9 protein-coding genes are annotated in these 12,118 nt (G+C 61.9%); 2 read left to right on the top strand and 7 right to left on the bottom strand.

The genetic code is table 11. The features are described 5' to 3' along the window. Positions 1-12 precede the first annotated feature (12 nt). Positions 13-1,110 carry a dimethylsulfone monooxygenase SfnG gene (gene sfnG, locus B0E42_RS22380; protein WP_027911753.1) on the bottom strand — a complete coding sequence of 366 codons (1,098 nt, stop codon included), beginning with the start codon at positions 1,108-1,110 and terminating at the stop codon, positions 13-15. A 39-nt stretch (positions 1,111-1,149) separates the two neighbouring features. Beyond that, positions 1,150-1,713 carry an FMN reductase gene (msuE, locus tag B0E42_RS22375; RefSeq protein ID WP_077507483.1) on the bottom strand — a complete coding sequence of 188 codons (564 nt, stop codon included), beginning with the start codon at positions 1,711-1,713 and terminating at the stop codon, positions 1,150-1,152. Between the two features lie 376 nt (positions 1,714-2,089). On the opposite strand from msuE, the gene B0E42_RS22370 reads away from it, so the two are divergent. Further along, positions 2,090-3,334 (top strand): acyl-CoA dehydrogenase family protein, encoded by a 1,245-nt coding sequence (locus B0E42_RS22370; protein WP_018601940.1) that lies wholly within the window; start codon positions 2,090-2,092, stop codon positions 3,332-3,334. A 67-nt stretch (positions 3,335-3,401) separates the two neighbouring features. On the opposite strand, the gene ligD is transcribed toward B0E42_RS22370, so the two are convergent. From ligD to B0E42_RS22350, 4 genes are read right to left on the bottom strand one after another with little or no spacing between them, the layout of a single operon-like run. Continuing rightward, positions 3,402-5,996: a DNA ligase D gene (gene ligD, locus B0E42_RS22365; protein ID WP_077507480.1), complete on the bottom strand. Its 2,595-nt coding sequence runs from the start codon at positions 5,994-5,996 to the stop codon at positions 3,402-3,404. Continuing rightward, positions 5,993-7,156: a carboxylate-amine ligase gene (locus tag B0E42_RS22360; protein WP_024619215.1), complete on the bottom strand. Its 1,164-nt coding sequence runs from the start codon at positions 7,154-7,156 to the stop codon at positions 5,993-5,995. The genes ligD and B0E42_RS22360 overlap by 4 nt, the downstream gene beginning before the upstream one ends. Beyond that, complete coding sequence (locus tag B0E42_RS22355) at positions 7,128-8,141, bottom strand: class I SAM-dependent methyltransferase (RefSeq protein WP_077507477.1); 1,014 nt, start codon at positions 8,139-8,141, stop codon at positions 7,128-7,130. Before B0E42_RS22355 ends, B0E42_RS22360 begins: the two co-directional genes overlap by 29 nt. A gap of 10 nt (positions 8,142-8,151) precedes the next feature. Then, positions 8,152-9,537 carry an iron-containing redox enzyme family protein gene (locus B0E42_RS22350; protein ID WP_077507474.1) on the bottom strand — a complete coding sequence of 462 codons (1,386 nt, stop codon included), beginning with the start codon at positions 9,535-9,537 and terminating at the stop codon, positions 8,152-8,154. A 402-nt stretch (positions 9,538-9,939) separates the two neighbouring features. On the opposite strand from B0E42_RS22350, the gene B0E42_RS22345 reads away from it, so the two are divergent. Beyond that, positions 9,940-11,277, top strand: coding sequence for a sodium:proton antiporter (locus B0E42_RS22345; protein ID WP_077507471.1), 1,338 nt, complete (start codon positions 9,940-9,942; stop codon positions 11,275-11,277). Positions 11,278-11,575: 298 nt separating this feature from the next. On the opposite strand, the gene B0E42_RS31200 is transcribed toward B0E42_RS22345, so the two are convergent. Beyond that, entirely contained in the window at positions 11,576-11,716 is a 141-nt protein-coding gene (locus tag B0E42_RS31200; RefSeq protein WP_168188535.1) for a hypothetical protein, read from the bottom strand. Positions 11,717-12,118: the final 402 nt, after the last annotated feature.

Here is a 12,118-nt window from a genome sequence, read left to right as displayed (position 1 = left end):
TGCCTCCCGCGCCTAAGCGACCGCCGCCGTTTTGGCTGCCACTTTGCGTTGCTCCAGCTCACGCACCAGCGGCAGGACCTTACGGCCGAAATACTCGACTTCTTCCTGGAAGTGCAGAAAGCCGGCGAGCACCAGATCCACACCCACGGCCTTCAGCGCGACGATGCGTTCGGCGATCTGCTGCGGTGTGCCGATCAGGTTGGTCTTGAAGCCATCGTTGTACTGCACCAGGTCCTCGAAGCTGGACTTGGCCCAGTTGCCCTCGCCTTCCGGGCTGGACTTGCCGGCCTGCTTCGCCGCATCGCCAAAGGCATTGACGGCCTCGGGATCGGCCTGGTCGATGATCTGGGCAAGGACCGCACGCGCCTCTTCTTCGGTGTCGCGGGCAATGACAAAGGCATTTACGCCGACCTTGACCTTGTGGTTGTTGGCCGCGGCTTTCGCCTGGAGGTCATCGATCTGCGCCTTGACGCCTTCCACGGTATTGCCGTTGGTGAAGTACCAATCCGACACCCGGGCCGCCATGTCCCGCGCCGCCCGCGAGCTGCCGCCCTGGAATATCTCCGGGTGCTGCTGCAGGGGTTTTGGCTTGAGGGTGTAGTCGTGGAAGCGGTAGAAGTCACCGCGCAAGGTGAAGTTGTCGGTGGTCCAGATGCCCTTGAGGGCGGTGATGAATTCTTCGGAACGGCGATAGCGCTCATCGTGTTCCAACCATGGCTCGCCAATGGCGGTGAACTCGCCCTTGAACCAGCCTGACACGATGTTAACCGCCACCCGGCCGCCGGTCAGGTGATCGATGGTTGCGATCTGCTTGGCCAACACCGACGGCGTCCACGGCCCAGGCAACACTGCGGCGATGACTTTCAGGCGCGTGGTGGCGGCCAGCAAGGCATGACTGAACGCTACGGACTCGTGCTGGTATTCGGCGCCGTAACCGGCGGTAAAGCGCACCTGGGACAGGGCGTAGTCGAAGCCGGCCGCTTCAGCGATCTGGGCCAGCTTGCGGTTGTAGTCGATGCCCCAGTCGGTGCGTTGCTCGATTTTGCTGACCACCAGCCCGCCACTGACGTTGGGCACCCAGTAGGCAAATTTGATCGTGTCCTGGCTCATTGCATGTACTCCACGGCTCGTTTTGAAAGAAGAAATTGATCAGGCGGCACTGGCGTCGCGTCGAACGCTCGGGACCAGGCTCAGCAACGCCGACTCGACGGCGCGCTCGATACGCTCCAGTACCTGTGCGCTGGAGATCTGGTATTGGCTGAAATCGGTTTCGCTGGCATAGACCCCCACCGGCAGGCTCAGGGCCTGGAAGAAGCCGAACAGGGGCCGCAGTTGGTGATCGATGATCAAGGCATGGCGATCCGAGCCCCCCGTCGCGGCCAGCAGCACCGGTACATTCTTGAGGGCTTCGTGATGGACAAAATCGAACAGGTGCTTGAACAGGCCGGTGTACGAGGCCCGATACACCGGGCTGGCGGCAATCAACAGATCAGCCGACTCAATGGCCTGCAGGTCATCCTGCACGGCAGCCGGCAACGCCTCGCGACGCAAGACCCCGGCGAACTGGGGGCCGACCTTGGCCAGTTCGATTACACGCAGCTCGATCGGCAGTTGCTGCGCGAGCCTGTCGACCAATGCCTGGAGCAGGACCTGCGTGCGTGACGGGTGCTGCACGCTGCCTGACACCGCCACCACTTTGAATTGCTTGCTCATCGCTTACCCCATGCCTGGAGACGCCACCTCAGCGTCTGCACAAGGTGTAGAGCAGCAACCGTGCCAGTTGAATATTCATTTATTAATCAATGCGTTAGGAGCTTTGTCGGATCATGTCACTGTCGCTTGACGGACAAGCTGTTGATCCACTGTTGCCTGACGAACATTCGCCGCGTCGATGTGTGTGGCAGCAACTGTTGCCGGGCACACAGTTGTGCAACAGATTGTCCTCGGCAAGGACAGCCCCTGCGCTGATGAACGCTGTACAAGCCCCGTATTTACGGGCGTCTGGGCTCGGGCACGGACTGTGCAATAGCCGCTGGCACCGGCAGGTTTCTCCCCTGCCCACCTATTCGTCATAAGAAGGAACCTCACCATGACCGCACAGCAACAACACCTGCCACCGATCCTGTCCACCGGCACCGACTATGAGCCCTTGGCCGAACGCTTTCGGCCGATCTTTGCGCGCATCCAGGCCGGCGCCCTGGAGCGTGAGCAGACGCGCAGCTTGCCTTTTGAACAGGTGAAATGGCTGAAGGAAGCAGGCTTTGGAGCCATTCGCGTACCGGTCGAATATGGCGGCGCCGGGGCTTCGTTGCCGCAGCTGTTGCAACTGCTGATCGAACTGGCCGAAGCCGATTCCAACCTGCCCCAGGCGCTGCGCGGGCACTTTGCATTTGTCGAGGACCGTCTCAACGCCCACGCCAGCAGCCCACAAGACATCTGGTTCAAGCGCTTCGTCGAGGGTGAACTGGTGGGCAACGCCTGGACGGAAGTCGGCGCGGTGAAAATCGGCGACGTCGTTACTCGGGTTTCCCGGCAAGGCGATCAATGGGTGGTCAACGGCACCAAGTACTACAGCACCGGCAGTATCTTCGCCGACTGGATCGACGTGTATGCCCAGCGCGACGACAACGGCACCGACGTGATTGCCGCCGTGCGCGTGCACCAGCCGGGCGTCAAGCAAAGCGATGACTGGGACGGTTTTGGCCAACGCACTACCGGCAGCGGCACGTCGCTGTTCGAGAATGCGTTGGTCGAGGCGGAAAATCTCATCGACTTCTCTACTCGCTTCAAATACCAGACCGCGTTTTATCAACTGGTCTTGCTCGCCGTGCTGACCGGCGCCGGCCGCGCGGCGGTTCATGACATTACCGAGCAAGTGCGCAAACGCACGCGAGTCTTCAGCACCGGCAATGCCAGCGAAGTGAGCCAGGACGTGCAGGTGCAACAGGTCGTCGGCAGGGCCTCGGCCCAGGTCTATGCCGCCCAAGCCACTGCCCTGCGAGCCGCGAGCGCCTCCCAACGCGCCTACGAAAGCCGATTCAGTCAGAACGACGCGACCGAACACGCCGCCAACATCGCCGCCGAACTGGAATCGGCCCAGGCCCAGGTGGTCATCTCCGACCTGGTGCTACGCGCCACCAGCGAGCTGTTCAATGCCCTTGGTGCCTCGGCCACCAGCACCAGCAAGGCCCTCGACCGCCACTGGCGCAACGCCCGCACCGCCGCTTCGCACAATCCGCTGATCTACAAGGAGCGCATTATTGGTGATTGGGAAATCAACGGCACGGAACCGCCGTATGTCTGGCAGATTGGCGGGGGATCGAAACAACAGTGATTGGCGGGGGGCGTAGGTAGGCCGGTGGGCATATCCGTTACCGCAGCAATGGATATGCACACCCCCCTCAAATACGTGACTTCACGGTCTTCTTCATGCCGATGCGTCGTCGCATCTCAGCAGTAATACTCTGCCGAGTTGTCTTCAGCCCAGCCCAAGGCTCATGCCCAACTTCCGCCAGCCGCTCATGAACATTGCGCACATTCCAAAGATTCGCGCCCTTGAGTTCAGCCACTTCCTCGCGAAAAATCGGCACCGAAACCGGCAACCCTTCCCGAGTCCGGGCCGCGTAGGCACAGATGGTGGTGGCGCCCAACCCATTACGCAGATAATCGATGAAGATCCGCCCTACCCGGTTCTTCGGCCCGGACACTGCCGAGAAACGGTCCGGCAGCAGCTTGGCCATGTGACTGACAATCGCATGGCTGAACCCCTTGACCTCGTCCCAACCCAGTTTGCGCGTCAGCGGCACCACCACATGGATGCCCTTGCCACCGCTGGTCTTGAGAAACGCCTTGAGCCCCAGCTCATCGAGCACCGATAGCGTGAGCTGCGTCGCCTCGACCATGCTTTTCCAAGGCAAGGCCGGGTCCGGGTCAAGGTCGAGGACGAAGCGGTCAGGCTTGTCCAGATCGACCGAGGTGGCATTCCAGGTGTGCAGTTCCACCGTGCTCATCTGCACCGCGCCGATCAGCGCCTCGGCGTTGTTGATGATCATCACCGGCTGCCCGGTCAGTTCCTTGTCCAGACGGCTGATGCCGGGAATCGCCAGGCGCTCGGCGTTCTTCTGGAAGAACAGCTCCCCGGCGATGCCATCCGGCGCCCTGACCAAGGCCACCGGGCGATCAGCCAGTTCCGGCAGGATGAACTCGGCCACGCTGGCGTAGTACTCGGCCAGTTGCAGCTTGGTGGTGCCGCTGCTGGCGTCAATGACCCGCTCCGGGTGGGTGATGCGGACCTTGCCGTCCATGGGCGATACCACGTCTGGTTCAGATTTGCCCCGGGTTTTCTTCGCTGCGGTGGTTTTTTTCACGGGCTTGGCCAGCTCCTGGGTGATGTCCTTGGCCGGCTTGTCGTCGCGCAAGCCATGGAAGACCGCATGGCGCACCGAACCTTCCTTGGTCATCTCGGCAAAGGCCACTTCGGCCAACAGCGTCGGTTCGAGCCAGTGCACGCCCTTGGCTTCGTAACCGGTGGGCGGATTCACCACGGCGGGCTTTTTCGTCTCCAGGGGCAGCAGTTGCTGGTAGATGCTTTTAAGGGTGGTTTCGTTGAACCCGGTGCCGACCTTGCCGGCGTAGCGTAACTGGCCGCTGTCGGCGTCATGCAGCCCCAGCAGCAAGGCACCGAAGGCGCTGCGAGCGCCCTTGGGCTCGCTGAAGCCCACCACCACGAACTCCTGGCGATTCTTGCACTTGAGCTTGATCCAGTCGTTGCTGCGCCTGGACACATAGGCACTGCCGATGCGCTTGCCGATCAACCCTTCCATCCGCATCTGGCAGGCGCTGTTGAGCAACGCTTCGGGGGTTTCCTCGAAAGCATCGGAAAACCGCAGCAAGGGACTTTCGTTGGGCTCCAGCACTGCGGCCAATGCCGCCCGGCGCTCTTGCACCGGCACTTTGCGCAAATCCATGCCGTTAAGGTAAGGCATGTCGAACAGGTAATAGGCGATCTTGCCGCTGCTGCCGGCCTCAAAGGCATTTTGCAAGGCCTGGAAGTCCGGCACGCCCTGGTCGTTGGCAACGACCATCTCGCCGTCAAGCCAGGCCGATTCCAAGCCCAGCGCGGCCAAGGCTTCAGCCTGTCTTGGCAATTTATGGGTCCAATCATGGCCGTTGCGGGTGAGCAGCTTTACATCGCCGCTTTCAATGCGCGCCATGACCCGGTAACCGTCGAACTTGATCTCATAGAGCCAATCGCCGTCGGGCGCGCTGTCCACCAGCGTTGCCAGTTCCGGCTTGAGGGTTTCCGGCAATGGTCCTGTGACCGCACCGCTTAGGGTGGTTTTCGAGGGGCGTTTCGGCGATTTCGGCTGGACGGCTTTTTCCGCTTGTTTCACCGCTTTGGCGGTAGCGGCCTTGCCGCGGCGCTTAGGCACGAGGGTGCGATCGCTGAGCACGCTGTCCGGCTCGGCCTGGACCACGTCGTATTCGCTCTCGGGCCGGGCGGCCTGGTCCTGATGCTTGATCAGGAACCACTGCTCCTGCTTGCCGGGCATGTGGGTGCGCACCAGGTTCCACAGGCCGCTGAGCTTTTCACCTTGCAGCTCGAACTTGAGCCGGCCTTTTTCATAGGCCTCATGGGGATCATCCTGGGGAATCCAGACGCCCCGGTCCCAGACGATAACGTCACCGGCGCCGTAATGACCCTCGGGGATGTTGCCTTCGAACGTGGCGTAATCCAGCGGATGGTCTTCGACATGCACCGCCAGGCGCTTGGCTTTCGGGTCCAGGGAGGGGCCCTTGGGCACCGCCCAACTCTTGAGCGCACCGTCCAGCTCCAGCCGAAAGTCGTAATGCAGCCGCGAAGCGTCGTGTTTTTGAATACAGAACTGCAAGGCATGGGCGCTTCTTGCCGATTTGCGCGAGCGCTTTGCCGCCGGCTCCGGGGTGGCGGCGAAGTCGCGCATGCGGTTGTAGTCATCCAGGGTCTTGCGGCTCATGCACCACCTGCCACCTGTTGCAACGCCGGATCAGCGACCGGCAGCCCGGCGGTTTCCGCGAGTAATTGATCGACCACGCGGCACAAGGCCTGCTCGACGGAATCGCCCAGCAGCAGCCCCTGTTCGAAGAGGACGATTTGCCGGTCGGCGCTGGTGCCTTCCTGCACCCTGCGGCGCACCTGCTTGAACACGTCCTGGACGCCCAGCTCTGCTGCGGTCTCACCGAAGGTTTGCTCGGCTAGCGTCAACCATTCACCGATCAGCATCGGCTGCTCCTGCCCCTCGACGATAAACTCCGCGAGAATCCCGTGACGCTTGGCCCGCCAGCGATTTTCCTTGAGGACCCATTGGGACATCTGGTTGTAGTGGGCGCCAGGCCGGCGCTGCGCCACGGCATGGGCCACCATCAGGCGAAACAGCGAGGCCAGGCAGAGGACGTCGTCGACCCGAGGACAGGCGTCACAAATGCGCAGTTCCAGCGTGGGATAACGTGAGGAAGGCCGTATCACCCACCAGCAATCGCTGGGTTGGCGAATGGACCCGGTACGCATGAGCATGTCGACGTAGCGGGCGAACGCCGACTCGTCTTCGAAAAATTCCGGTACGCCCATGCGCGGCCATTCATCGCAGGCCACTTGTCGGTAGCTGCTGAAGCCACTGTAGCCACCGTTCCAGAACGGCGATGAAGCGCTCAGGGCCAGGAACATCGGCAACCAGGGCAGGATCTCATTCATGACCCGCACCCGATCCTGGGTGGCCGGAACTTCCACATGGATATGCAGGCCAGACAGCACGCTGCGCCGCGCCACCCGCTGGTAATCATCGAACAGTTGCTGGAAATGCAGCTCGTCGGTCGGCTGCAGCACTTGGGTCGTCATCGGGTGTGAACCGGCGCTGAGCAGACCCAGGCCATACGGTGCCAACCGCTGGTTCAAGCCCGTACGCACCTGGCTCAGGTAGTCGGCGGCCTCGGACAGGCTGCGAAAGATGGGCGATGCCATCTCGACCTGGCACAGGAACATTTCATGGGCGAAATGCTTGCCCAGCTCGGCCTGGCACGCGGCAACAGCCTCCGCGGGTGGCTCACCCGGCATGCAACGGGTTTGCAGATCGGTGATGAAATACTCCTCTTCAATGCCGAATTTCATGCGCCTGTTCATCGATAATCCCTCCGATAGCCCCGCCGATACCTGCGCCAATGCGGGTTACAACCAACGCCACCACGGCGATCCTTTCCACGTCCTGATAACCCGGCGTCAGCAATTCCTCACCAAACACGTCCGGGTCCAATTCCTTGTAGGTCCAGCCGAAATCCGCCGAGTCACGCCATCGGCCCAGCGCTTCCAGGAACGGGTCGCGCCCATCCACCATCGCCACGCCGGTGTAGAGCACCAGCGAGCCGCCCGGTGTGAGCCGGGGCAAGGCCTGTTCGACGATGCGCAACGACAGCCCCGCGCCCAGCGCGCCGCCGCCATGGCGATAGGCGCGCTCGGATGGATCAGCCATGTACGGCGGGTTGGCGACGATCAGGTCAAAGTTGCCTGGCACGTCCTGCAGCACGTCGCTGCGAGCGACCTCGACATTGCCCACCTCGGCCAGCGCGGCGTTCACAGCACTCAGGCGCAAGGCTTGCGGGTTGATGTCCACCGCCAGCACTTGCGCTTCACGCCGGGCGCGGGCAATCACGATCGCACCGACGCCGGCGCCACAACCGATGTCCACGGCGCGATGCACCGCCGTGAAGTTCTGTTGCAGATGAGTATGGATCAGTTGGGCAAAGCGGTAGCTGTCAGGGCCGAAAAACACCGCATCGGAGGCCTGGGTGGGGAACTGCGAATGCGCGAACAGCAAGCCATCCAGGCTCGACCAGCGCACCCGGCTACGCAACAGGCCGTCGTGTGCTTCCAGCACCTGGGCGTCTTGCAGTTGCCGCTGTTCGTCGGTGCTGATCAGCCCCGGTGCAAACGGCCGTGACCAGCCGAACACGTCCCGCAAGGTCTTGGCGCGTTCATTGCCAGGCCGCTGATTGACCCGCTCGTGGGTCAACGGCGTCGGGGTAATGAAACGGTAGCCGTCGGCTTGCAGGCGACGGCCCAGTTGCAACAGCGCAAGGTCCGGTTCGGACAGGCGTTCTTCCTCATTCATGCAGGGCTCCCTAGCGAAGTGCGGATTTGAGTTCGATGAAGCGGCGAGTCGCCAACAGCCCGGCCGGATGGCTATGGCAACGGGCACAGAGCCAGGGCATCAGAACCTGCATCTGCGCGTCGGGCATGCGGCCTTGCAGTGCCTGTTGCAGGCTTTGCACATCGGGATCATCCATCGGCGTTGTGGGCTCGCACGCCGCACCCGGACCACGCCGGGCGCCGGACTTCGTGCCCTGGTCCAGCCAGTCACCGGCAATCCAATCGTGCAGCAACTGCTTTTCGTAGGGGCTGAACACGCCGAACATGGCCGCGCCGGCCCCGTCGATCAGCGCCCAGAAGCGGCTGTTCTGCGGGTCTTCATGGCGTTTGATCCAGCCTTTGTTCTGCATTGCCGCCAAGAACCCTTCCAACTGGCCTGGCACCGCAAGCCACTGGTTGACGGTCTTGCCTTCGAACTTGCAGTAATCGGAATGCATGTGCTGGCCGAACGGGCGTTTGCGTTCCAGCATGTCCAGCACTTCGCGCTCCAGGTCGAACGAGGCGATGATGTCCCGGCTGCCCTGCCCCAGGTCGTTGAGGCGATAGCCCAATGTGACTCGGTGCCAGAAAGCTTCACGGTCCGCTTCCATCGGCATCAGTTGCAGCAATGCCTGCACGGCCTTATGGGCGTGGCCGGTGCTGGCGTTGTCGATGGTGACGTGAAGGGTGAAATAGTAGGGATCGATGTCCAGTTCGCTCAGCTCATAGGCGCTGATCAACAGATGCAAGGGCAATTGTTCATAGCCCAGGTTGTAGCCGATGACCTCTGGCAGGTATTCGTCACCGGCATAACCCAAGGCCAGTTGCACGGCACCTTGCAGATAAAGGTCATCGTCGATGTCCGGGGCATCCGACAGGTCGTGTTCGGCGAGCAATTTGCGATAGAGCACCACATGGTTTTGCCCGGGATGACCGTCCCCCAGTTCTTCCAGGTAGGTGCACAGCAGCCCTTCGAAACGGTGGTCGTGCCAGTGCTTGACCACGCCATACAGCCAGGCGCCGTCGACCCGTTTGGTCGGCGCCACCGCCTGCAGGAAGTACAGGGCGTGGGCCCTGCCGCTGAAGAATTCCCGCGCACCGCCATTTTTGCGCCGCTCCAGGTAGTCAGCGTATTGCCGGGCCACACCGGCGCTGTGCTGCTCGACCCAGGCCTGCAGCGCCATGGGGTCATCGGGCACCTCTTGGGGGAGCGCCGCAGCCTTTGCGATGCATTGCTGGAGGAACGCTTGGGCGACGGCTTGCTTGTCGGCGTCATCGGGGCCCTGGAACAGTCGTTCATAGCATTGGCGCACGTGTCCGTTATGGGTGACAGCCTGGACGGTGGCCGGCCGGGATTGAAGGGGTGTCAGCGCAGTCATAAGGGCCTCGTGGGTTCTCGGCGGACGCTGAATCAGAACGTCTCTTCTGTTGCAGAGCGCCGGCAACGGCGAAAAATTCCGTTGGGTTGAAAGGCAGGCGGATAAACGGGTTGTCCGTTCACGAGGGGAACCCTCGTTTCGTTCCAGCCCTCGAATGAGTGACAAGTGCGCCAATACCAGCAAGTGAACACCCTTGTGGCGAGGGGATTTATCTGTGGGAGCAAGGCTTGCCCGCGATAAAAACAACGCGGTCTCTCTGGAACCGAGGCTCCTGCATCGCGAGCAAGCTTTGCTCCCACAGCGGGGCGGTGCGACGTTTCGCTAAATCCCCTCGCCACAGAATTGTGCTTGGCGGTCCTACAGGGTGTTGTAACTGGCTCCCTTGCTATCCAAGGAGCAACGATGACTTTCACGGTATGGGTAGCGGTGCTCGGTGCGGTGTTGCTGACCCTGGCCCTGACCTCCTCCTATCTGCGCTGGATGCCGGTCACCACCTCGGCGATGTGCCTGGTGCTGGGCGTTGCCATCGGGCCGATGGGGTTGGACGTGCTGAAGCTGGACATCAGCGACTCGTCGGTCTGGATGGAACACCTCACCGAGGTCGCGGTGGTGTTTTCGTTGTTCGTCAGCGGCCTCAAGTTGCGCCTGCCCCTCAAGAACCGTACCTGGCGCGTGGCCTTTGGGCTGGCCGGACCGGTGATGATCCTGAGCATTGCCGGCCTGTGCCTGGCATTGCATTATCTGTTCGGCCTCAGTTGGGGCGTGTCGATGCTGATCGGCGCGATATTGGCCCCCACCGATCCGGTATTGGCGGCGTTGGTGCAGGTCAACGATGCGCGGGATAACGACCGGGTGCGTTTCGGCCTGTCGGGCGAAGCGGGACTGAACGACGGCACCGCGTTTCCCTTTGTGATCCTCGGCCTGTTGATGCTGCGCGACGACGGCAGCGGTTTTCTCGGTGAATGGCTGTTGCGTAACGTCCTCTGGGCGGTGCCGGCCGGTTTGCTGGTTGGCTACTGGATGGGCCGCGGGATTGGCAAGCTGACCTTGTCGATGCGCATCAAGAATGCCGACAGCACGCTGTCGCCCAATGACTACCTGGCCCTGGCACTGATTGCCCTGGCCTACGTCGTGGCCGAGTGGATCCAGGGCTACGGCTTTCTCTCTGTATTCGCCGCCGGCCTGGGGCTGCGCCAGGCCGAGGTCAAGTCCACCGATGAAGCGGCGCTGCCGGCAGAACACCTGGTGCAACCGGTGGTAGGTCACGAAACCGTCGAGCCCCAGCAGGCCGTCCTGGGCGATACCGAGTCGCTGGACGATGGTCAATTGGCCGCTGGGGTCATGATGAGCGACATGCTCGCGTTCGGCAGCCTGGTGGAGCGGTCGATGGAAGTGTTCCTGGTGACCCTGCTCGGCGTGGTGTTGGCCAACCATTGGGACTGGCGGGCCTTGGCGATCGGTGCCCTGCTGTTTGCCGTCATCCGCCCGTTGAGTGTGCTGGCGTTACCCTGGGGGCGGCTGCTCGACGGACCGCAACGGCTACTGATCGGCTGGTTCGGCATCCGCGGGATCGGCAGTCTGTTTTATCTGTTTTTCGCCTTGAACCATGACCTGCAGCCGGCGGTGGCGCAACTGTGCATCAACCTCACCCTGTCGGTGGTGGCCTTGAGTATTTTGGTCCATGGTGTCACGACCCAACCCACCCTGGCATGGTATGAGCGCCATAAGCAGCCGAGGTGAGGCACTGCGGCAGGAGATGAACGCTGTTGTGGCGAGGGAGCTTGCTCCCGCTGAACTGCGAAGCAGGCCCCTTGGGCGGTCGCTGCGCAACCGAGCGGGAGCAAGCTCCTATCAAACAAAACGCAAGCACTTGATTTTCTACAACAAATTCCAGGTCAAGGCTGCACGATAGCGAATAGGTTCAATTTCCACGGAAATGTGGTTGCCCAGAATCCATGGCCAACTATCAGACCGCCTTCGCGAGCAAGCTCGCTCCCACAATTGGACCGGAGTACGACCGGACGAGCCAGGTCGGCTACTAGGCCGCCTCGGCGTGGACGTTGATCTCGGGCGCCCCGTTAACCACGATGGCCGAACGCAGGCATTGCGCAGTGGGCATCCCGGCATGGATGCCGGGATAGCCGCGCTGGGCCATGGATGGCCCTTCGCGGCGGCCCACGGAGCAATGCCGGAGTGAGGGCATGCCGAGCCTAAGCGAGGCACCAAGTGGTGGGGCAAAGCGCTTTTGGTTACTTTTGGCTGGTCCGGCTCCCGGCTCTTCCAAAAGTGACCCGCCGTCAGGGCGGAACCCTAAGTAGCCGTTACCGCAGCGATGGATATGTACTCAGCCATAATCCTGGCCAGCTGTCAGACTGACTTCGTGAGCAAGCTCCTACCCAAAAACTCAGATATCTGATCTTCTAAATAGATTCCAAGGCGCAGGTTACACGGTGGCGAAAGGGTTCACTCTCCTATACGTGGTCACAGCATGCTGTGCCAACAACGACTCCACGCCGATACCGTGCGGACCACTCTCCCTCTCGGGTGCGAACACGCCAGTGATAACTACGGCCTCTGTCCT

The sequence above is a fragment of the Pseudomonas sp. A25(2017) genome (assembly GCF_002001065.1).
In the GTDB taxonomy this organism is placed as follows: domain Bacteria; phylum Pseudomonadota; class Gammaproteobacteria; order Pseudomonadales; family Pseudomonadaceae; genus Aquipseudomonas; species Aquipseudomonas kilonensis.
The sequence above is the reverse complement of the archived record's forward strand: the minus strand, read 5'-3'. Positions and strand labels throughout refer to the sequence as shown.

Coding starts and splice junctions, on each gene's coding strand:
- B0E42_RS22350 (WP_077507474.1), bottom strand. CDS start 9,537: ATGACTGCGCTGACACCCCTTCAATCCCGGCCGGCCACCGTCCAGGCT.
- B0E42_RS22345 (WP_077507471.1), top strand. CDS start 9,940: ATGACTTTCACGGTATGGGTAGCGGTGCTCGGTGCGGTGTTGCTGACC.
- msuE (WP_077507483.1), bottom strand. CDS start 1,713: ATGAGCAAGCAATTCAAAGTGGTGGCGGTGTCAGGCAGCGTGCAGCAC.
- sfnG (WP_027911753.1), bottom strand. CDS start 1,110: ATGAGCCAGGACACGATCAAATTTGCCTACTGGGTGCCCAACGTCAGT.
- ligD (WP_077507480.1), bottom strand. CDS start 5,996: ATGAGCCGCAAGACCCTGGATGACTACAACCGCATGCGCGACTTCGCC.
- B0E42_RS22360 (WP_024619215.1), bottom strand. CDS start 7,156: ATGAACAGGCGCATGAAATTCGGCATTGAAGAGGAGTATTTCATCACC.
- B0E42_RS22355 (WP_077507477.1), bottom strand. CDS start 8,141: ATGAATGAGGAAGAACGCCTGTCCGAACCGGACCTTGCGCTGTTGCAA.
- B0E42_RS22370 (WP_018601940.1), top strand. CDS start 2,090: ATGACCGCACAGCAACAACACCTGCCACCGATCCTGTCCACCGGCACC.